General features: G+C 68.2%; 16 protein-coding genes. 11 read left to right on the top strand and 5 right to left on the bottom strand.

Annotated features, from left to right (window positions below):
- The first annotated feature begins 44 nt into the window (after positions 1-44).
- The 3 genes from AC30PD_RS10305 to AC30PD_RS10295 are packed head-to-tail and all read left to right on the top strand — an operon-like array spanning position 45 to position 7824.
- A complete protein-coding gene (locus AC30PD_RS10305) occupies positions 45-3155 on the top strand; it encodes an efflux RND transporter permease subunit (RefSeq protein ID WP_489535570.1) in 3111 nt (1036 codons plus the stop codon).
- Positions 3152-6394: an efflux RND transporter permease subunit gene (locus AC30PD_RS10300; RefSeq protein ID WP_489535569.1), complete on the top strand. Its 3243-nt coding sequence runs from the start codon at positions 3152-3154 to the stop codon at positions 6392-6394. The genes AC30PD_RS10305 and AC30PD_RS10300 overlap by 4 nt, the downstream gene beginning before the upstream one ends.
- Entirely contained in the window at positions 6391-7824 is a 1434-nt protein-coding gene (locus AC30PD_RS10295) for an efflux transporter outer membrane subunit (RefSeq protein ID WP_489535568.1), read from the top strand. Before AC30PD_RS10300 ends, AC30PD_RS10295 begins: the two co-directional genes overlap by 4 nt.
- Here the strand turns inward: AC30PD_RS10295 and AC30PD_RS10290 are convergent.
- A complete protein-coding gene (locus AC30PD_RS10290; RefSeq protein ID WP_489535567.1) occupies positions 7808-8704 on the bottom strand; it encodes a haloalkane dehalogenase in 897 nt (298 codons plus the stop codon). The two genes, AC30PD_RS10295 and AC30PD_RS10290, sit on opposite strands and share 17 nt — an antisense overlap.
- A gap of 143 nt (positions 8705-8847) precedes the next feature.
- Between AC30PD_RS10290 and AC30PD_RS10285 the strand changes: the two genes are divergently transcribed.
- The 8 genes from AC30PD_RS10285 to AC30PD_RS10250 all read left to right on the top strand — a co-directional run bounded on the left by AC30PD_RS10285 (position 8848) and on the right by AC30PD_RS10250 (position 16241).
- Positions 8848-10146, top strand: a complete 1299-nt coding sequence (locus AC30PD_RS10285; RefSeq protein WP_489535566.1) for a UDP-N-acetylglucosamine 1-carboxyvinyltransferase — start codon at positions 8848-8850, stop codon at positions 10144-10146.
- 118 nt (positions 10147-10264) lie between these two features.
- Positions 10265-11938: a long-chain-fatty-acid--CoA ligase gene (locus AC30PD_RS10280; RefSeq protein ID WP_489535565.1), complete on the top strand. Its 1674-nt coding sequence runs from the start codon at positions 10265-10267 to the stop codon at positions 11936-11938.
- A gap of 120 nt (positions 11939-12058) precedes the next feature.
- Positions 12059-12544, top strand: a complete 486-nt coding sequence (locus AC30PD_RS10275; protein WP_489535564.1) for a hypothetical protein — start codon at positions 12059-12061, stop codon at positions 12542-12544.
- A 22-nt stretch (positions 12545-12566) separates the two neighbouring features.
- Positions 12567-13346 carry a 5'-methylthioadenosine/adenosylhomocysteine nucleosidase gene (locus AC30PD_RS10270; RefSeq protein ID WP_489535563.1) on the top strand — a complete coding sequence of 260 codons (780 nt, stop codon included), beginning with the start codon at positions 12567-12569 and terminating at the stop codon, positions 13344-13346.
- The gene (locus tag AC30PD_RS10265; protein WP_489535562.1) at positions 13343-13846 is read left to right on the top strand and encodes a hypothetical protein; all 504 of its coding nucleotides are present in this window, start codon (positions 13343-13345) and stop codon (positions 13844-13846) included. The genes AC30PD_RS10270 and AC30PD_RS10265 overlap by 4 nt, the downstream gene beginning before the upstream one ends.
- A gap of 30 nt (positions 13847-13876) precedes the next feature.
- Positions 13877-14608 (top strand): 16S rRNA (uracil(1498)-N(3))-methyltransferase, encoded by a 732-nt coding sequence (locus AC30PD_RS10260; RefSeq protein WP_489535561.1) that lies wholly within the window; start codon positions 13877-13879, stop codon positions 14606-14608.
- Positions 14605-15783, top strand: coding sequence for an MFS transporter (locus tag AC30PD_RS10255; protein ID WP_489535560.1), 1179 nt, complete (start codon positions 14605-14607; stop codon positions 15781-15783). Before AC30PD_RS10260 ends, AC30PD_RS10255 begins: the two co-directional genes overlap by 4 nt.
- Positions 15784-15794: 11 nt before the next feature.
- Positions 15795-16241, top strand: coding sequence for a YidB family protein (locus tag AC30PD_RS10250; protein WP_489535559.1), 447 nt, complete (start codon positions 15795-15797; stop codon positions 16239-16241).
- A 24-nt stretch (positions 16242-16265) separates the two neighbouring features.
- Here AC30PD_RS10250 and AC30PD_RS10245 read toward each other — a convergent pair whose 3' ends face one another.
- Genes AC30PD_RS10245 through lptA form a run of 4 tightly spaced genes read right to left on the bottom strand, consistent with a single transcriptional unit; the run spans position 16266 to position 20487 of the window.
- Positions 16266-17492, bottom strand: coding sequence for a THUMP domain-containing class I SAM-dependent RNA methyltransferase (locus AC30PD_RS10245; RefSeq protein WP_489535558.1), 1227 nt, complete (start codon positions 17490-17492; stop codon positions 16266-16268).
- A 4-nt stretch (positions 17493-17496) separates the two neighbouring features.
- Positions 17497-19047, bottom strand: a complete 1551-nt coding sequence (locus tag AC30PD_RS10240) for an RNA polymerase factor sigma-54 (RefSeq protein ID WP_489535557.1) — start codon at positions 19045-19047, stop codon at positions 17497-17499.
- 13 nt (positions 19048-19060) lie between these two features.
- Positions 19061-19828: an LPS export ABC transporter ATP-binding protein gene (lptB, locus tag AC30PD_RS10235; RefSeq protein ID WP_489535556.1), complete on the bottom strand. Its 768-nt coding sequence runs from the start codon at positions 19826-19828 to the stop codon at positions 19061-19063.
- Entirely contained in the window at positions 19825-20487 is a 663-nt protein-coding gene (gene lptA, locus AC30PD_RS10230; RefSeq protein ID WP_489535555.1) for a lipopolysaccharide transport periplasmic protein LptA, read from the bottom strand. The genes lptB and lptA overlap by 4 nt, the downstream gene beginning before the upstream one ends.
- Positions 20488-20548: the final 61 nt, after the last annotated feature.

Raw genomic sequence — 20548 nt, 5'->3', positions numbered from 1 at the left:
AGCGTCGTACACATCACGAACGCATTGCATGGCGGGCCATCAAAGTGAGCCCCTCCCGCCCCTTCATCCTCCGCCCCGTCGCCACGTCGCTGCTGATGGTGGCGATCGTGCTCGCCGGCTTCGTCGGCTTCAAGTTCCTGCCGCTGTCGGCCCTGCCGCAGGTCGACTACCCGACGATCCAGGTGCAGACGCTCTACCCCGGCGCCAGCCCCGAAGTAATGAGCCGCACCGTCACCGCGCCGCTGGAGCGCCAGTTCGGGCAGATGTCGGGGCTCGACCGCATGAGCTCGACGAGCGCAGCTGGTGTCTCGATCGTCACACTGCAGTTCACGCTCGGCCAGACGCTCGACGTGGCCGAACAGGAGGTGCAGGCCGCCATCAATGCGGGCGGCTCGCTGCTGCCGGCCGACCTGCCGGCGCCGCCGGTCTACGCCAAGGTCAACCCGGCCGACGCGCCGGTGCTCACGCTCGCGATCACCTCCGACACGCTGCCGCTCACCGAGGTGCAGAACCTCGTCAATACCCGGCTGGCGCAGAAGATCAGCCAGGTCACGGGCGTGGGCCTGGTGTCGCTGTCGGGCGGGCAGCGGCCGGCGGTGCGCATTCAGGCCGACACCCAGGCGCTGTCGTCTTACGGCATCGGGCTCGACACCTTGCGCAGCGCCATCACGGCCGCCAACTCGAACAGCGCGAAGGGCAGCTTCGACGGCCCGAAGCGGGCCTACACGATCAACGCCAACGACCAGTTGTTGACGGCGGGCGACTACAAGAACCTGATCGTGGCCTACAAGAACGGCGCGCCGGTGCGGATGATCGATGTGGCGAGCGTGGTCGACTCGGCCGAGAACACAAAGCTCGGCGCGTGGGCGAACGACAAACCCGCCATCATCCTCAACGTGCAACGCCAGCCCGGCGCGAACGTGATCGCCACCGTCAACGCGATCAAGGCGCAACTGCCCGAGCTGCAGAAGGCGCTGCCCGGCAGCCTGAACGTCGAGGTGCTGGCCGACCGCACCACCGGCATCCGCGCGTCGGTCGAGCACGTCGAGATCGAACTCGTGCTCGCGGTGGTGATGGTGGTGCTCGTGATCTTCGCGTTTCTCGGCAGCGTGCGCGCGACCGTGATCGCCAGCATCGCGGTGCCGATCTCGCTGATCGGCACCTGCGGTGCGATGTACCTGCTCGGCTACAGCCTGAACAACCTGAGCCTGATGGCGCTGACCATCGCGACCGGCTTCGTCGTCGACGACGCCATCGTGATGATCGAGAACATCTCGCGCTACATCGAAGAAGGCGAAGCGCCGATGGCCGCGGCGATGAAGGGCGCGGCGCAGATCGGCTTCACGATCATCTCGCTGACCGTGTCGCTGATCGCGGTGTTGATCCCGCTGCTGTTCATGGGCGACGTGGTCGGCCGCCTGTTCCGCGAGTTCGCGGTCACGCTGGCGATCACGATCCTGATCTCGGCCGTGGTCTCGCTAACACTCGTTCCGATGATGTCGGCGCGGTGGTTGAGGGCCGAGCCGAAGGAGCGCGAACGCAACGCCTTCGGCCGCCATGCCGAAGACTTCTTCGGCGGTGTGATGCAGCGCTACGACCGCGGCCTGCACTGGGTCTTCGCGCATCAGGCGCTGACGCTGATCGTCGCGCTGGCCACGATGGCGCTGACCGTGTTGCTCTACATCGTGATCCCGAAAGGCCTGTTCCCGACGCAGGACACCGGCCAGCTGCAGGCCCGCATCGAAGCGGCGCAGGACGTGTCGTTCGAGCGCATGGCGCAGCTGCAGCAGGCCGCTGCCAAGGCGATCCTGCAAGACCCCGAGGTGCTGAACCTCAGCTCTTTCATCGGCGTCGACGCGGCCAACAACACGATGCTGCACACCGGCAGCATGCTGATCAACCTGAAGCAAGACCGCAGCAACCAGCAGGACACGATGCAACGCCTGCGCGAGCGTGTGAAAGCGGTGCCCGGCGTTACGCTCTACCTGCAGCCCACGCAAGACCTGACCATCGACGCCGAGACCGGCCCCACGCAGTACCGCGTGTCGCTCGAAGGCGCCGACACGGCCACCGTGAACGAGTGGATGGGCAAGCTCGTCGCGCAACTGCAGGGCGCAACCGGCACCGTGCGCAACGTCAGCAGCGACGCAGGCGCCGAGGGCCTGGCGGCCTACATCGCGGTCGACCGCGACACGGCCTCGCGCCTGTCGATCACCGCGAGCGCAGTCGACGACGCGCTCTACAGCGCCTTCGGCCAGCGCATCGTCTCGACCATCTTCACCGAGACCAACCAGTACCGCGTGATCCTCGAAGCCAAGCCCGGCCTGCTGACCAACGCGCAGTCGCTCGGCCAGCTGAACCTGAAGACCGGCTCCGGCGAGGCGACGCCGCTCTCGGCTTTTGCGACCATCACCGAACAGCGCGCGCCGCTGCAGATCACGCACGTCGCACAGTACCCGGCGAGCACGCTGAACTTCGACACCGCGCCGGGCGTGTCGCTGGGCGCGGCGGTCGACACGGTGCGCCAGGCCGCGAAAGACATCGGCCTGCCGAGCAGCGTGAGCATGACCTTCCTCGGCGCCTCGGGCGCTTACGAACGCTCGCTGACGAACCAGCTCTGGCTCATTCTCGCGGCGGTGATCTGCGTCTACATCGTGCTCGGCGTGCTGTACGAAAGCTACGTGCACCCGCTGACGATCCTGTCGACGCTGCCTTCGGCCGGCGTGGGCGCGTTGCTCGCGCTGATGCTGACCGGCAACGACCTCGGCGTGATCGGCATCATCGGCATCATCCTGTTGATCGGCATCGTGAAGAAGAACGCGATCATGATGATCGACTTCGCGATCGACGCCGAACGCCACCAGGGCATGGCGGCGCGCGAGGCGATCCACCAGGCGGCGATGCTGCGCTTCCGGCCGATCCTGATGACGACGCTGGCGGCGCTGTTCGCTGCGTTGCCGCTGATGCTGGGCTGGGGTGAAGGCTCCGAGCTGCGCCGGCCGCTGGGCCTCGCGATCTTCGGCGGGCTGGTGGTGAGCCAGCTGCTCACGCTCTTCACCACGCCGGTGATCTACCTCGCGTTCGACAACCTCGGCCAGCGGCTGCGTGGCTCCAAGCCGCGTGCCGCCAGCGCGGCGCCGGAGACGGCAGCGTGAATCTCTCGAGCCCGTTCGTCCGCCGGCCGATCGCCACGGTGCTGCTCACCGTGGGCGTGGCGCTCGCCGGCATCGGCGCGTTCTTCGTGTTGCCGGTGTCGCCGCTGCCGCAGGTCGACTTCCCGACGATCTCGGTCAGCGCCAGCCTGCCGGGCGCGAGCCCGGAGACGATGGCCACGAGTGTGGCCACGCCGCTGGAGCGCCACCTCGGCACGATCGCCGGCGTGAACGAGATGACCTCGAACAGCGGCTCGGGCTCGGCCCGTGTGACGCTGCAGTTCGACCTGAACCGCAACATCGACGGCGCGGCGCGCGAGGTGCAGGCGGCGATCAACGCGTCGCGCGTCGACCTGCCGGCCACGCTGCGCAGCAACCCGACCTACCGCAAGGCCAACCCGTCGGCCGCGCCCATCATCATCCTGGCGCTCACCTCGAAGACGAAGACGCCGGGGCAGATCTACGACGCCGTGTCCAACATCGTCAGCCAGCGCCTGGCGCAGGTCGAAGGTGTGGGCGATGTCGAGATCGGCGGCGGCTCGCTGCCGGCGGTGCGGGTCGAGTTGTTGCCGTTCGCCTTGAACAAGTTCGGCATCAGCACCGAAGACGTCCGTGCGGCCATTCAGGCGAGCAACGCGAACCGGCCGAAGGGCGAGATCGCAGGCGACGGGCGACGGCTGCAGATCTACACCCAGGGCGCCGCGCGCCGCGCTGCGGACTACGCGGCGATGGTGGTGGCCTGGCGCAACGGTTCGGCGGTGCGTTTGCAAGACGTGGCCGAAGTGGTCGACGGCGTCGAGAACGAGCGCACGCTGGGCCTCTTCAACGGCGAGCCGGCGATCGTCATCCTCGTCACCCGGCAACCGGGCGCGAACGTGATCGAGACGGTCGACGGCGTGCGCGCGCTGCTGCCCGAATTGCAGGCGCAGCTGCCCGCCGACGTGCAACTGCAGGTCGCGTCGGACAGCACCAACTCGATCCGCGCTTCGCTGCGCGAGATCGAGGTCACGCTGCTGATCTCGATCGCGCTCGTGATCGTGGTCGTCAGCGCTTTCCTGCGCAGCACGCGCGCCACGGTGATCCCGGCGGTGGCCACGGTCGTGGCGCTGCTCGGCACCTTCGGCGTGATGTACCTGCTCGGCTTCTCGCTCAACAACCTGAGCCTGATGGCACTCACGGTCGCGACCGGCTTCGTCGTCGACGACGCGATCGTGGTGCTCGAGAACACCGCGCGCCACGTCGAGGCCGGCATGGGGCGCATGGAAGCGGCGCTGCTCGGTGCGAAAGAGGTCGGGTTCACGGTGCTGTCGATCAGTGTCTCGCTGGTGGCGGTGTTCATTCCGCTGCTGTTCATGGAAGGCCAGACTGGCCGCCTGTTCCGCGAGTTCGCGATCACGCTCTCGGCGGCGGTGATGATCTCGCTCGTGATCTCGCTGACCACCACGCCGATGATGTGCGCGTGGTTCCTGCCAGAGGGTGGCGCGCAGGCCAAGCCGCCGGGGCGCGTGGCGCGGAGCGCCGAGCGGGTCTACGGCTGGGTGCTGCGCGGCTACGAGCACAGCCTCGACTGGGCCCTGGCGAGCAAGGGCCTGGTGATGCTGATCCTGCTCGCCGTGATCGGCCTGAACGTCTACCTGTTCGCCGCCGCGCCGAAGGGCTTTTTCCCGCAGCAGGACACGGGGCAACTGAACGGCGGCCTGCGTGCCGACCAGAGCATCTCGTCGAAAGAGATGGGCACGAAGCTGCGCCAGGTCGTCGACATCATTCGCGCCGACCCGGCCGTGGCCACGGTGGTCGGCTTCACTGGCGGCGGGCGCTCGGGCGGCGGCTTCATGTTCGTGAACCTGAAGCCCGCCGGCCAGCGCACCGACAAGGGCCTGGCCGTGATCGCCCGGCTGCGCCCGCAGCTCGCGAAAGTGACCGGCCTGTCGGTCTTTCTCGGGCCGGTGCAAGACGTGCGCGCCGGCGGCCGTTCCAGCAACTCGACCTACCAGTACACGCTGAAGAGCGACAACCTGGCCGACCTGAAAACCTGGGCGACCAAACTCGCCGACGCGATGAAATACAACGCCACCACGATGCTCGATGTCGACACCGACCAGGCCGAGAACGGCGTCGAGACCATGGTGAAGGTCGACCGTGACAGCGCGGCCAAGCTCGGCATCAGCTCCACCGCCGTGAACGCCGCGATGTACGACGCCTTCGGCCAGCGCCAGGTCGCCACCATCTACGACGAGCTGAACCAGTACCACGTGGTGATGGAATGGCACCCGCGCTACACGACCGGACCGAACGCCTTGCGCGACGTGTACGTGGTGGCGAAGACGCCGGTGGGCAGCGTGGCACCGGGTGCCGCCGCGACGACCGCCAGCACATCGACGACGACGGCCGTTTCCGCGAACCCCGGCTCGCGCGACGCGTCGACCGGCAACGCGCTCGCCAACAGCGTGACCTCGCTGGTGCCGCTCTCGGCCGTGGCCAAGTTCAGCGAAGAGTCCACGCCGACCTCGATCAACCACCAGGACGGTGAACTCGCCACCACGGTCTCGTTCAATCTTGCCGAGGGGGCGACACTCGACGACGCGAGCCGCGAGATCGCACAGATCGAAGCCGACATCGCGATGCCCACCAACGTGCGCGGCGCCTTTGCCGGCACCGCGCTGGCAGCGCGCCAGTCGCAAGGCCAGCAGACGCTGCTGATCATCGCGGCCATCGTCGTGATCTACATCGTGCTCGGCATCCTGTACGAAAGCCTGGTCCACCCGATCACGGTGCTGTCGACGCTGCCTTCGGCCGGCGTGGGCGCGGTGCTCGCGTTGCTGCTGTTCAAGATGGAGTTCTCGATCATCGCGCTGATCGGCGTGTTCCTGCTGATCGGCATCGTCAAGAAGAACGCGATCCTGATCATCGACTTCGCGCTCGACGCCGAACGTTCGCGCGGCCTCAGTGCCTTCGACGCGGTGCGTGAAGCCTGCCTGCTGCGCTTTCGGCCGATCCTGATGACCACGCTCGCCGCGGCGCTCGGTGCGCTGCCGCTGGCCATCGGCTTCGGTGAAGGTTCCGAGCTGCGCCAGCCGCTCGGCGTGGCCATCATCGGCGGCCTGATCGCGAGCCAATTGCTGACCCTGCTGACGACGCCGGTCGTCTACCTGCTGCTCGACAAGCTGCGCCGCCGCGGCGCCGACGAGCGCCACCTGAGCCGCGTGGGCGACGGCCCGCTGACCCCGGCCGAATCGACATGAACACACCACACCTTTCGCGCTTTCGTTCGACGCCGGCGCTGCTCGCCGTGGCTGCAGTGCTGTCGGCCTGTGCCGTCGGCCCCGACTACCGGCGACCCGACTCCCCGTCACCGGCAGCTTTCAAGGAAGCACCCCAGGCCGATGCCGGCTGGTTCCCGGCTGCGCCGGCCGACACGCTCGACCGTGGGCCGTGGTGGCAACTGTTCGGCGACGCAGAGCTGAACGCGCTGGCCGGGCAGGTCGAGGTGTCGAACCAGAACGTGGCCGCCGCGGTTGCGGCCTATGCGCAGGCACGGGCGCTGGTGCGCGAGCAGCGAGCGTCGCTGTTCCCGCAGATCACGCTCGACGGCAGCGCGCGCCGCAGTGGTGGCGGCGGTGCCACCGCCACGGCGAGCAGCCTGCAGCTCGGCCTCGGCGCGAGCTGGGCGCCCGACCTCTGGGGCAAGCTCGGGCGCGGTGTCGAGAGCGCGCAGGCGAACGCGCAGGCGAGTGATGCCGAGCTCGCGGCCGCGCGCTTGTCGGCGCAGGGCGAGCTCGCGACCAATTACTTCTCGCTGCGCGATGCCGACACCGAGCTGGCGCTCGTTCGCAGCACGGTCGAAGGCCTCGAACGCTCGCTCACGATCACGCAGAACCGCTACGACGCCGGCATCGCGCCGCGCACCGACGTGCTGCAGGCGCAGACGCAACTCGCGAACACCCGTGCCGACATCGCCACGCTGAGCAACCAGCGGGCCCAGCTCGAACACGCGATCGCGGTGCTGGTCGGCAAGGCGCCGGCCGAGTTCACGCTGCCGGTCGCGGTGTGGACCATGGCCGTGCCAGCGGTGCCGCTGTTCGTGCCGTCGGAACTGCTGCAGCGCCGCCCCGACATCGCTGCCGCCGAACGTGCGGTGGCCGCGGCCAACGCGCAGATCGGCATCCAGCGTTCGGCCTACTTCCCGAGCCTGAGCCTGAGCGGCTCCATCGGCAACAGCGGCAGCCGCGTGGCCGACCTGTTCGGTGCGTCGACGAGCCTGTGGTCGCTGGGCTTGTCGGTGGCGCAAACCCTGTTCGACGCGGGGGCGACGGCAGCGCGTGTCGAAGGCGCCGAAGCCGCGCGCGACGTGGCCGTGGCGCGCTACCGGCAGACCGTGCTCAGCGCCTTTCAGGCTGTCGAAGACCAGCTCTCGACCAGCCGCGCACTCGCCGAGCAGGCCGAGCTGCGCCGCGCCGCGTCGGCGGCGGCCGACCTGACAGAACAGCAACTGCTCAACCGCTACAAGGCCGGGCAGGTGAGTTACACCGAGGTCGTGACGGCCCAGGCTTCAGCGCTGAGCGCGCGCCGCACCTTGTCTCAGTTGGCCGCGAGCCGGCAGGCTGCGGCCATCGCGTTGATCCAGGCGCTCGGCGGCGGCTGGCGCCAGGGCGCGGCTACGACAACGCCTTGAGCGCGGCGCTGGCGATCGGCGCGCCCCATTCCTGCACGAAGTGGCCACCCTCGGCCACTTCCATCGGCGCTGGACAGCCGCGAATCTGCGCGGCCACGGAGCGCATCACCACCGGCCCGAGCACCGGGTCTTGCATGCCGACGGCCATGAAGCTCCTGCCTTGCCATTCGGTGCGGAACCATTCACGCGCCTGGCGTGACAGCGCGGCGCCTTCGGCCCCGGGATGGTCGGGCACGAGGTTGGGAAACCGGCGCACGCCGGCCTTGTAGGAAGCGTCGGGAAACGGCGCGTCGTAGGCCGCCACTTCGGCCGGTGTGAGATGGGGGCACGAGCGCGCCATGAGCTTGCCAACGGCCATGTCGGGGTTCTTGTTGTTGTAGGCGCGCCAGTCGAGAAAGCCTTGACCGAGCGGCACATCGCCGGTCGCGAACATGGTGTTCATGACGAGCAGGCCGGCATAACGTTCGGGCGCCTGCATCGGCAGTGTCAGCCCCAGCAGGCCTCCCCAGTCTTGCACCACGAGCACGATGCCGCGCAAATCGAGCCGCTCCACCAGCTCGCACAGCATCGCACGGTGGAAGTCGTAGGTGTAGCGGCTGTCGTCTGCCGGCTTGTCACTCTTGCCGAAGCCAGCCAGATCGGGCGCGACCGCGCGGTGCCCGGCCGCGGTGAAGACCGGGATCATGTGGCGGTAGAGGTAGCTCCACGTCGGTTGGCCGTGCAGGCAGAGGAAAACACGCGCCGCGTTTTGCGGGCCTTCGTCCAGGCAGTGAATCCGAACGCCCGGGCAGGCTTCGAGGCCGTCGAGGTAACGGCCCGCGAACGCATAGCCGGGCAGGCCGAAAAAGCGCTCTTCCGGTGTGCGCAGAACCTGCGTCATGGGCTCGTCTCCTGGCTGTGTGAGTGCAGTGTCGGGTCGGGGGCGCCGCACGGCAAGGGCATTTCACAGTGGCTTCACACACTTCATACCGGGTTCACCGGTGCCGGCAAGACTGTGCGCACCTCCACAGCGCGGATCTTTCCATGAGCCACCTGATCGTGCACGGCGGCCGCCCCTTGCGGGGCCACGTCGTTCCTTCGGCCAACAAGAACGCGGTGTTGCCGGTGCTGTGCGCCAGCCTGCTGACCGACGAGCCCGTGCTGCTGCATCGTGTGCCTGACATCACCGACGTGCGCAAGCTGCTCAGCTTCTTCCGCGAGCTCGGTTCGTCGGTCGAAATGGACTTCGTCAGCGGCACGCTGAAGCTGCAGCACGGCGGCCGGCAGGGCGCCGGCAGCGCCCGGGTGCCGACCGGCATGCGCTCGTCGATCATGCTGGTGCCGGCCCTTCTGCGGCGCTTCGGGCGCGTGCGGCTCGAAGACGACGTCACCGGCTGCACGCTGGGTGTGCGCGAGCTCGACCCGCACATCGACGTGCTGCGCGCCTTCGGCGCCGAGGTGGGTCTCGAACCGGGCGTGTTGAGCATTCGTGCGCGCAGGCGCTTCGCCGCCAGCGAACACTGGCTCGACTACGCGTCGGTCACCACGACCGAAAACTTCCTGCTCTGCGCGGTGCTGGCGCAGGGCCGTTCGCGGCTCACCAACGCCGCCTGCGAGCCGCATGTGCAGGAGCTGTGTGCGTTCCTCGGGTTGATGGGCGCGCGCATCGCCGGTGCCGGCAGCTCTCAGCTGCTCGTCGACGGTGTGGACGCGCTCGGCGGCGCCGAATACAGCTTCGACGACGACTTTCACGAGGTGGCCACCTTTCTCGCGCTGAGCGCGATCACCGGTGGCGACGTGGCCGTGCAGAACGGCGCATCGCTGCAGTTCCCGCTCCTCGACCGCAGCTTTGCGAAGTTCGGCGTCGAACTCGAACACCACAACGGTTGCAGCCGAGCCCACGTGAGCGGGCCGTTGAAGGTCCGCCCGACGCTCACCGCGAACCTGCTGCAGAAGGTCGAGGCCGCGCCCTGGCCCTATGTGCCGGCCGACTTGCTGCCGATCTTCATCGCGTTGGGTGTGCGCGCCGAGGGCTCCGTGATGTTCTGGAACAAGGTTTACGAAGGTGCGCTGGACTGGAGCCCGGAGCTCGGCAAGTTCGGCGCCGATGCATTGCTTTGCGACCCGCACCGGCTCATCGTCCACGGTGGCAAGGCGCTGGTTCCCGCCCGTGTGGAGAGCCCCTACATCATCCGCGTGGCGATCGCGCTGTTCATGCTGGCGGCCAGCATCGAAGGCCGTTCGACGATCCTGAACGCGCTGCCGATACGCCGCGCCCACCCACGCTTCGTCGACAACCTGAACGCATTGGGTGCGCAGGTGGAATGGACCACGGGTGATTGAAACTGCGCGCCGAAGGACGAGGGCCTGCCCCGTCACGGTGCCGGCCCACGTATCGAAAAACCCTAGGCCGGGCGTGGCTGCGCTCCGTCAAAATCCGCGCTGGTTGAGGGAGCCCCTGATGGAAAAGACCTGGTTGAAGCAGTACCCCGCCGGCGTGCCGGCCGAGATCAACGTGGAGCAATACGCCTCGCTGGTCGCCTTGCTCGACGAGAGCTTCAAGAAGTTCGGATCGCGGGTGGCCTACAAGTTCATGGGCAAGGCGATCACCTTCGCGCAGGTCGACGATGCGTCGCGGGCGATGGCCGCCTACCTGCAGTCGCTCGGTCTCGAGAAGGGCGACCGCGTTGCGATCATGCTGCCCAACGTGCCGCAGTACCCGGTGGCGGTGGCGGCGATCCTGCGCGCCGGCTACGTGGTGGTGAACGTGAACCCGCTCTACACGCCGCGCGAACTCGAACACCAGTTGAAGGATTCGGGTGCCAAGGCGATCGTCATCGTCGAGAACTTCGCGACCACGCTGCAGCAGGTGATCGCGAATGTGCCCACCAAGAAGATCATCGTCACGGCGCTCGGCGACATGCTCGGCTTCCCGAAGTCGATGATCGTCAACTACGTGGTGCGCAAGGTGAAGAAGATGGTGCCGGCCTTCGACCTGCCCGGTGCCGTGCCGTTCAACACCGCCATTTCGCAAGGGCGTGGCAAGAGCTTCAAGCCGGCGCAGGTCGGGCCCGACGACATCGCGGTGCTGCAGTACACCGGCGGCACCACCGGCGTGAGCAAGGGCGCGGTGCTGCTGCACCGCAACCTGGTGGCCAACATCCTGCAGGCCGAAGCCTGGTACCAGCCGGCGCTGAAGAAGATCCCGGCGGGCCAGCAGATCGTGACCATCTGCGCGTTGCCGATCTATCACATCTTCGGCTTCAACACGAACATGATGCTGGCCATGCGCATGGGCGGCTGCAACATCCTGATCGCCAACCCGCGCGACCTGCCGGCCATGTTCAAGGAACTGGCGGGCGAGAAGTTCCACAGCTTCCCGGCCGTGAACACGCTCTTCAACGCCATGGCACACCACCCGGAATTCAGCAGCGTCGACTGGAGCGGCCTCGTGATTTCGGTCGGTGGCGGCATGGCGGTGCAGAGCGCCACCGCCAAGCTGTGGCTCGAAAAGACCGGCTGCCCGATCGTCGAAGGCTACGGCCTCTCTGAAACCAGCCCGTCGGCCACCTGCAACCCGGTCGACAGCACCTCGTACAGCGGCAACATCGGCCTGCCGATGCCCAACACCGAACTCAAGCTGCTCGACGACGACGGCGCCGAAGTGCCGCTCGGCACCCCGGGCGAGATCTGCATCCGCGGCCCGCAGGTGATGGCCGGCTACTGGCAGCGGCCCGATGAAACCGCCAAGGTGATGACGGGCGACCATTTCTTCCGCAGCGGCGACATCGGCGTGGTCGACGAGCGCGGCTACTTCAAGATCGTCGACCGCAAGAAAGACATGATCCTGGTGAGCGGCTTCAACGTGTACCCGAACGAAGTCGAAGACGTGGTCACGCAGATGCCCGGCATCCTCGAGTGTGCGGCGGTCGGCATCGCCGACGCGAAGGCCGGTGAAGCCGTCAAGCTCGTGATCGTGAAGAGCAACCCGGCCGTGACCGAAGCCGATGTGCGGGCCTATTGCGAGGCCAACCTCACCGGCTACAAGCGGCCCAAGGTCGTGGAGTTCCGCGCCGACCTGCCGAAGACGCCGGTCGGCAAGATCCTGCGCCGTGAGCTGCGCGACAAAGCTTGAGCCAACGACCACACGAGCGTGAAGATTGACCGCCTTCTGGCTGTTCCAGACTGATACATTCACGCTTTTGCAGCGCCACCCCACGAGGGAAGCGCGCAGGGCGTTGACAGGAACATATCGGTGATCTGGACCAAGACCGAAGCCGGGCGAATCGAGATTCAGGCACGCAACGTCGTCAAGGAGCGGCCGCAGCGCAACCTGTTGCTCGTGATCGACGGCGTCAAGACCGAAGAGATGCTGCTCGCCAACCTGGCCGGCATCTCGGCCAAAGACTTCGTCGACTTGCACGGGCTGGGCCTGATCGCGCCGCTGGCGCCGAGCGGGCGCGGTGCCACGCAGCAAGCCCGCTCGGGCAGCGCGCCGGTGGCAGAAGCCCCGCCGGCCAGCGTCGACGTGCCGCTCGACTACGCGCAGTTCACCGCCACGCTCACGCAGATGATCTCGAAAGAGCTCGGCCTGCGCGGCTTCGTGCTGACGCTCGCGGTCGAAAAGGCCGGCACCGCACAGGAACTGCAGGCCGTGGCCCAGCGCACCATCGAGCAGATCCGCGAGCGCAAGGGCGAAGCCGCTGCGGCCGCGGCGCAGCGCGCGCTGTTCGGCGGCTGAGGGCCGGGGCGCGCCACGGGCCGTGCCGGCAGCCCCCATCGGAGAAGCCGCGCCGCTGGCGATCGTCAGCGCCATGCACCAGGAACTGCGGGCCTTGCTGCCCCTGCTGGGCCAGGTTCGTCGTGTCGAGCTGGCCGGCCGCAGCTTCCATGTGGGCGAACTGCACGGGCACCCGGTCGTGCTGGCCCTCTCGGGCATCGGCAAGGTGGCCGCGGCCACCACCACCACGCTGCTGCTCCACAGCTTCCGCGCCCGCGCATTGGTGATGACGGGTGTGGCCGGTGGCCTGGGCACCGGCGTGAACGTGGGTGACGTGGTGGTGGCGCAGCAACTGCTGCAGCACGACTTCGACGCTTCACCGCTGTTCCCGCGCTTCCAGGTGCCATCGAGCGGGCGTTCGCACTTCGATGCCGACACGTCGCTGACCGACGCGCTCGCCGCTGCCGCGCAACGTTGCCTCGACGGCGCCGATGCCTTGCTCGGTGCCGCCACGGTGCAGGCCTTCAAGCTGGAGCAGGCGCGCCTGCACCGCGGGCTCGTGGTCAGTGGCGACCTCTTCGTCTCGAGCGCGGCCCAGAGCACGGCCCTGCGCGAGTTGTTGCCCGACGCGCTGGCGGTCGAGATGGAAGGCGCGGCCGTGGCGCAGGTGTGCGCCGAATCGGGCGTGCCGTTCGCGGTGCTGCGCTGCATCTCGGACCGGGCCGACGACAGCGCGCACGTCGACTTCTCGCGCTTCATCGACAGCGTGGCGAGCGCCTGCACGGCCTCGATCGTCGGCGACTGGTTGAGACGCAGCGCATGACGTTCTTCAAGGGGCTGTGGCGGCTGCTGCGTGGCCTGATGCTCGCGCTGGCCGCCGTGGTGCTGTTCCTCGAAGAGTGGGGCTGGCGCCCGCTGACGGCCTGGGCCGCGCGGCTGGCGAAGTGGCCGCCGCTCGCGCGGCTGGAAGCGCGCATCGTGCGGGTGCCGAGCCGCTGGGCGCTGGTGCTCTTCCTGGTGCCTGCGGTGCTGCTCTTTCCGGTCAAGCTGCTGGCGCTGTGGCTGATCCACAAGGGCAGCGCCCTGCTCGGCCTGTCGGTCATCGTGGCCGCCAAAGTGCTCGGCACGGCGCTGGTCGGGCGCCTCTTCGTCCTGACCGAGCCGCAGCTGATGCAGATTGCTTGGTTCGCGCGGGCCATGGGCTGGTGGCGCACGACCAAGGCGCGTGTCAGGGCCGCGATCGACAGCTCGGCGTGGTGGCTCAGCGTGCGGGCGGTGGTGCGGCGCTGGCGCGTGCGCATCAGGAGGATGGTGCGCGGCTGAGCTGCATGCGTGCTGAGGCACACTCGCTGCATGCCGCCGCGTTTTTTCATCGACCAGCCATTGCAGGCCGGCTCGAGACTCTCCTTGCCGCCCGGCGCCGCGCGCCATGTCCAGGTGCTGCGCCTGCAACCCGGTGCGGCCATCACGCTCTTCAACGGTGACGGGGTCGAGTGGCTGGCCAGTGTCGTGCAGATGGGCCGCAGCGACGTGGCGGTCGAACTCGGCGCGGCCACCCGGGTCGAGCGCGAACTCGCGCTGCCCATCACGCTGGCGCTCGGTGTTCCGGCCAACGAACGCATGGACGGCCTGATCGAGAAAGCCACCGAGCTTGGTGTGGCTCGAGTCCAGCCCCTGATGTGCGAGCGCTCGGTGCTGCGCCTGGCGGGCGAGCGGGCGCAGAAAAAGCTGGCGCACTGGCAAGGCGTGGCCGTCGCGGCCTGTGAGCAGAGCGGGCGTGCCCGTGTGCCACAGATCGAGCCGGTGCTGTCGCTGGGCGACTGGCTCGCGAGCCTGGGCGCCGCGGCCGATGGCGCGCGCTGGGTGCTGAGCCTGCGCGACGCGCAGCCGCTGCACCGGCTGGCGCCGCCGAAGGCGCTGATCTCGCTGAGCGGCCCGGAAGGCGGTTTGACAGAAGGCGAAGAAAATGCGGCCGCCGCCGCCGGCTTCCAGGCTGTTTCGCTCGGCCCGCGCGTGCTGCGCGCCGACACCGCGCCGCTGGCGCTGCTCGCCCACCTGGCCCTGAGTGCCCAAGGAGTCCGATGAACCTGCAACTGCTGTTGCTCACGCTCTGCCAGGGCCTGTTTCTCATCAACAACGTCACCTTCATCGCGATCAACGGGCTCGTCGGCCTGAGCCTCGCGCCGAGCCCATGGATGGCGACGCTGCCGGTCACCGGTTACGTGGCGGGCGGTGCCTTGTGTGCCGGGCTGGTGGCGCGGCACCAGCGCGCGTGGGGCCGCAAGCGCGCGTTCCAGGCCGGCCTGGGTGTGGCGATCGTGTCGACCGGGCTGTGTGCCTACGCGGCCGTGGCGCATCAGTTCTGGTTGCTGGTCGGTGCGACGATGCTGGCGGGTTACTACAACGCGAACGCCGGCTTGTACCGTTTTGCCGCGACGGAGATCGTCGCGCCGGCGTTCAAGGAACGTGCGATCTCGTGGGTGCTCGCGGGCGGCATCATCGGCGCCGTGGCCGGGCCGAACCTGGCGAGCGCGACACGCGACTACTTTCCCGTCGCCTTCGCCGGCGCGTACGCCGCGCTCGTGGGCGTGGCCTTGCTCGCGCTGCTGGTGCTGTCGTTCATCAACTTTCCGCCGCTGCCCCTGCCGAGCGCCACGCGGCCCGGCCGGCCGCTGCGCGAGATCGCGCGACAGCCGGTGTTCATCGTCGCGGTGATGGGCTGTGCCTTGGGTTACGGCGTGATGAACCTGCTGATGGCGGCCACGCCGATCGCCATGTCGCAATGCGCGCACCCGTTCAAGAGCGCGGCGCTGGTGCTGGAGTGGCACGTGCTCGGCATGTTCGTGCCGAGCTTCTTCACCGGCTCGCTGATCAAGCGTTTCGGCTGTCTGCCGGTGATGGCCGTGGGCGTGGCGCTCAACGTGGTGTGCATTGCCGTGGCGCTGTCGGGGGTCGACCTGATGCAGTTCCTGGTGGCGCTGTTCGCGCTCGGCGTGGGCTGGAACTTCTTGTTCATCGGGGGCACGACCTTGTTCACCGAGGCCTACAAGCCGGAAGAAAAGACCACGGCACAAGCGGCGATGGACACGGTGATCTTCACGACCATGACCGTCACGTCGTTCAGCTCGGGCGCGCTCGTCACCACGCAAGGCTGGACGCTGCTGAACCTCGGCTCGATCGTACCGGTGCTGCTGGCCGGCGCGGCGCTCGCGTGGCTCGCCTTGCTGCGCCGTGGTGCTCAGAATGGTCTCTCAACTTGAAGGGGTGGGTCATGGGCTTGCTTGATTCGGTGATCGGTGCGGTGGCGGGTGGCCTGGGCGGGCAGCAAGGCGGTGGCGGCGCGCAAGGCGCGTTGCTGAACGCGGTGATCGCGATGCTCGCGAACGGTCAAGGCCAGGGCGGCGCCGGCGGTGGGCTCGGCGACCTGATCGGCAAGTTCACGCAGGGCGGCCTCGGCGATGTGATCGGCTCGTGGATCGGCCCGGGGCAGAACGCGCCGATCTCGGGCGGGCAGCTCACCGACGTGCTCGGCTCCGACATGATCAGCGACCTCGCGGCGCAGCTCGGCCTGTCGCACGAAGAAGCGGCGGGGCGGCTCTCGCAGGTGTTGCCGCAGGTGGTGGACCGGCTCACGCCCCAGGGCCATGCGCCTGCCGGGGGCCTCGGCGGCATGGACGACCTGCTCGCGCAGCTGTCGCAGCTCTCTCAAGGGCGCTGAGCGGGCACCGCGGCCCGCGCCGCGTCAGCGCTTGCGTGCCGAGCCAGCCACCAGGTCGAAGCGGAACAGCCGGCACTCGATCGGCCCGTTCCACATGGGCACGCGGCGCGATTCTTTCAGCCGCATCGCGCTCGGCAGCTTCATGTCGGGGCTGAGCACATAGGCCGTCCAGCCAGCGGCGTGTTGCGTGTAGGCGTGTTTCCAGTGCGAGGCCAGACGCGGGAAGAAGTCGCTCGGCGTGTCCCTGTCTTCGGCCGACGCGCGCGCGGCCTTGCCACCGACTTCGATGCGCTCGCCGTACGGCGGGTTGATCATCAGTGTGCCGGGCATGCCGGGCGGCAACTCGGGAGCAGGCCGTTCGAGCGCATCGCCGCCGTTGAAAGTGATGGCTGCGTCCACGCCAGCGCGCTGCGCGTTGCGACGCGCGAAGTCGACCATGCGGAACGACACGTCACTCGCGAAGATCGGCACCGCGCTCGCGTGGATGCGCGCTTGGGCCAGGCTGCGCAGGCGTTGCAGTTGCGAGCGCATCGCTTCGGTCGCGAAAGGCATCAGGCGCTCGAACGCGAAGCGGCGCTTGAGCCCCGGCGCCACGCCGCAGGCGATCTGCGCCGCTTCGATCGCGATCGTGCCCGAGCCGCAGCACGGGTCGTGCAGCGCGCCGCCTTCGGTCGGCGTGCCACGCCACCCGGCCGCGGCGAGCATCGCGGCGGCCAGCGTTTCTTTCAGCGGCGCGTCGCCCTTGTCTTCGCGCCAGCCGCGCTTGAAGAGCGACTCTCCCGAGCTGTCGACATACAGCGTGGCCTCGAGTTCACCGAGGTGCAACACGAGCTGCAGGTCGGGCTGCTGCGTGTCCACGCTCGGGCGCTCGCCGGTGGCTTCGCGCAGCTGGTCGCAAACAGCGTCCTTCACACGCAGCGCTGCGAAGTTGAGGCTCTTGAGCGGGCTGCGGTGCGCCGTGGTGTCGACACGCAGCGTGTGCTGCGGCGTGATCCACTCCGACCAGTCGACGGTGCGTGCGAGTTCGTACACGTCGTTCTCGTCGCGGTAGGAGCCGTGCGCCACTTCGACGAGTACCCGCTGCGCGAGCCGGCTCTCGAGGTTGAGCGTCATCACTTCGAGCGGGTCGCCCGCCAGCGCCACGCCGCCGCGGGCGGCGTGCACGTCGGCCTTCGGCAGCACGCGCTGCACTTCGTCGGCGAGCAGCGCTTCGACGCCGGCGGCGCAGGGCAGGAACAGGGGCAGCGGCATGGAGCTACATCGCCTTTCGCAACTGCGTGGGCGCGATCTTCAGCGCGTCGCGGTATTTGGCCACGGTGCGCCGCGCGACCTGGATGCCCTGCTCGTCGAGCATCTGCGAGATCTGGCTGTCCGAGAGCGGCTTGGCCGGGTTCTCGGCTGCGACGATCTGCTTGATCAGCGCGCGCACGGCCGTGCTCGACGCGTTGCCGCCGGCTTCGGTGTTGAGCGACGAACCGAAGAAGTACTTCAGCTCGAAGGTGCCGTAGGGCGTGGCCATGTACTTGGCGGTGGTCACGCGCGAGATGGTCGACTCGTGCAGGCCGAGCTCGTCGGCGATCTCGCGCAGCACCAGCGGCTTCATCGCGATCGCACCGTGCGTGAAGAAGCTCTTCTGGCGTTCGACGATGGCTTGAGACACGCGCTGGATCGTGTCGAAGCGCTGCAGGATGTTCTTCATGAACCAGCGTGCTTCCTGCAGCCGGGTGTTCAGGCCCGCGCCCGCACCTTCGCCGCCGTTGCTGCGCGAGCCTGCCCCACGCTGCTGGCGGATCGCGTTGGCGTAGAGGTCGTTGATGCGCAGCTTGGGCATCACGTCGGGGTTGAGCACCACCTTCCAGCCACGCCCGGCCTTCTGCACGATCACGTCGGGGATCACGATGTTGGCTTCGGCGCGCGCGAACTGCCGGCCCGGCTTGGGCTCGAGCGCCACGATCATCGCCTGCGCTTCGCGCAGCAGATCGTCGTCGGCACCGGTCGCGGCCATCAGCTTCTTCAGGTCGCGGCGCGCCAGCAGCTCGAGATGATGCTTGCAGACGATGATCGCGATCATCTGCGCTTCGCAGCGCGGTTGTGCGCGCAGTTGCAGGGTCAGGCATTCGCCGAGGTTGCTCGCGCCCACGCCGGTCGGCTCCATGCTCTGCAGAAAGCGCAGGCCGCACTGCAGGCGCTCGAGCAGGTCTTCGCGGTCTTGCTCGGACGCGCCGTCACCGAGAAGCTGCGCGGCGATGTCTTCGAGCGGGTCGTCGAGATAGCCGTCGTCGTTCAGCGATTCGATCAGCACCATCACCGCGGCCGCGTCCATCGGCGACAGGCGCATGCTCGAGAGCTGATCGCGCAAGTGGTCTTGCAGGCTCGGCAGCGGGGCGTCGCGGTCCTGGCCGTCGAACTCGTCACTGTCGTTGTTGGTGCTGCCCTTGCCGGGGGTTTCGCGGATGCCGTCGAAGTCTTCGCGCTCGGTGCCGTTTTCCCAGTCTTCGCGCTCGGTGCCGCCGAAGTCGGCCGCGTCAATCGGCGCGGCTTCGTCGCCGCCGCCTTCGGAGCCGGTCTCGGCCGCACGCTCGGTTTCGCGCTCGCCGGCGCGTTCGGCGCTTGTGAGGCGCTCGGTCAGCGGCTCGAAGGCCGAACCGGCGTCTTCTTCGACTTCGAGGAAGGGGTTCTGCTCCAGCATCTGCTCGACTTCCTGGTGGAGTTCGAGCGTGGAGAGTTGCAGCAACCGGATCGACTGCTGCAGCTGAGGGGTGAGTGCAAGATGCTGCGAGAGCCTGAACTGCAGGGTGGGCTTCATGCGGAAAAACCCATCACATGCGGAAGTGTTCGCCGAGGTAGACCTTGCGAACGTCGGCGTTGTCGACGATCTCGGTCGGCGTGCCTTCGGCCAGCACGCGACCTTCGCTGATGATGTAGGCGCGGTCGCAGATGCCGAGCGTTTCGCGCACGTTGTGGTCGGTGATCAACACGCCGATGCCACGGCTCTTCAGGAAACTGATGATGCGCTGGATCTCCAGCACCGCGATCGGGTCGACGCCGGCGAACGGCTCGTCGAGCAGGATGAACCGGGGCTGCGTGGCCAGTGCGCGTGCGATCTCGACACGGCGCCGCTCGCCACCCGACAGCGCCGGTGCCGGCGAGGCGCGCAGCTTGTCGATCGACAGGTCACGCAGCAGGCCGTTCAGCAGCTCTTCGATCACCGCCGGCTTGAGCGCCTTGCCATCGGGGCCAACCTGCAGCTCGAGCACGGCGCGCACGTTCTCTTCGACCGTCAGCTTGCGGAAGATCGATGCTTCCTGCGGCAGGTAAGACAAGCCCATGCGCGAGCGCTTGTGGATCGGCAGCCTGTCGACACGCTCGCCTTCGATGCTGATCTCGCCGGCATCGGCACGCACCAGGCCCACGATCATGTAGAAGCTCGTCGTCTTGCCGGCGCCGTTGGGCCCGAGCAGGCCGACCACCTCGCCGCTGTCGACGGCCAGGTGCACGTCTTTCACGACCATGCGCGCGCCGTACGACTTCTGCAGGCCGCGGGCTTCGAGCCGATGCGCCGATGCGCCCACCTCCGCCACGGTCAACGTTTTTCTCCGAGCGCCGGGCTGAGCTTGAGCGTCGGCGTGGGGGCGGACGCGGCCGAAGCGGCTTCGGCCGCCGCCTGCGAGCCTTCGCGCGGCGTGAGCACGGCGCGCACGCGGCCGCCGGGGTTGGTGGCCGTGGGTGCGGCGCCGCCCGAGACGCTGAAGACTTCGGTCGTGCTGTCGTAGGTGACGAGGTTGCCGGCGATCTCGTCGGCCACGGCCGCGCCGCGCAGGCGCCGCACCGAAGCATTGGTCACGAAGCGGATCGTGTCGGTCTTGCCGTCGTATTCGAGCTTTTCGGCTTCACCGGCGATGTATTCGTCCACGCCGTCGCGCTTCTGGCGGAACGTGGCGGGTTTGCCCGGCGAGCCCGTCGCCACCGCGGCGTGGTACCCCCCCGGCGTTTCGCGCACTTCGATGCGATCGGCCCGGATCAGCATCGTGCCCTTGCTCACCACCACGTTGCCGTTGAAGACGACGAACTGGTTCTGCAGGTCGATCTTGCCGGGCTGGTCGGCCTCGACGTTCAGCGGCTTGAAGCGGTCGGCCTTTTCAGCCTGGGCCGGAAGGCACGCCAAAGCCCCCACAAGCGCCAGCGCCAAGGCGCCGCGACAGGCCGGGATTGCGCCAAGATAGAGAGCGTGAAGTGTGGGGGTCATAGAGGCATGAAACTTGCAGAAATTCTAGCCCACAGAGTTGGTTTGCTCGCGGATCAACGAG

The sequence above is a fragment of the Rhizobacter sp. genome (genome assembly GCF_032229685.1).
Taxonomy (GTDB): domain Bacteria; phylum Pseudomonadota; class Gammaproteobacteria; order Burkholderiales; family Burkholderiaceae_C; genus LMDS01.
The sequence above is the reverse complement of the archived record's forward strand: the minus strand, read 5'-3'. Positions and strand labels throughout refer to the sequence as shown.

Bases quoted from the DNA above. Each gene is read 5' to 3' on its own strand.
- AC30PD_RS10245 (WP_489535558.1), bottom strand. From the start codon at position 17,492: ATGCCGCTGCCCCTGTTCCTGCCCTGCGCCGCCGGCGTCGAAGCGCTG.
- lptA (WP_489535555.1), bottom strand. From the start codon at position 20,487: ATGACCCCCACACTTCACGCTCTCTATCTTGGCGCAATCCCGGCCTGT.
- AC30PD_RS10280 (WP_489535565.1), top strand. From the start codon at position 10,265: ATGGAAAAGACCTGGTTGAAGCAGTACCCCGCCGGCGTGCCGGCCGAG.
- AC30PD_RS10255 (WP_489535560.1), top strand. From the start codon at position 14,605: ATGAACCTGCAACTGCTGTTGCTCACGCTCTGCCAGGGCCTGTTTCTC.
- AC30PD_RS10250 (WP_489535559.1), top strand. From the start codon at position 15,795: ATGGGCTTGCTTGATTCGGTGATCGGTGCGGTGGCGGGTGGCCTGGGC.
- AC30PD_RS10285 (WP_489535566.1), top strand. From the start codon at position 8,848: ATGAGCCACCTGATCGTGCACGGCGGCCGCCCCTTGCGGGGCCACGTC.
- AC30PD_RS10265 (WP_489535562.1), top strand. From the start codon at position 13,343: ATGACGTTCTTCAAGGGGCTGTGGCGGCTGCTGCGTGGCCTGATGCTC.
- AC30PD_RS10295 (WP_489535568.1), top strand. From the start codon at position 6,391: ATGAACACACCACACCTTTCGCGCTTTCGTTCGACGCCGGCGCTGCTC.
- AC30PD_RS10290 (WP_489535567.1), bottom strand. From the start codon at position 8,704: ATGACGCAGGTTCTGCGCACACCGGAAGAGCGCTTTTTCGGCCTGCCC.
- AC30PD_RS10260 (WP_489535561.1), top strand. From the start codon at position 13,877: ATGCCGCCGCGTTTTTTCATCGACCAGCCATTGCAGGCCGGCTCGAGA.
- AC30PD_RS10240 (WP_489535557.1), bottom strand. From the start codon at position 19,047: ATGAAGCCCACCCTGCAGTTCAGGCTCTCGCAGCATCTTGCACTCACC.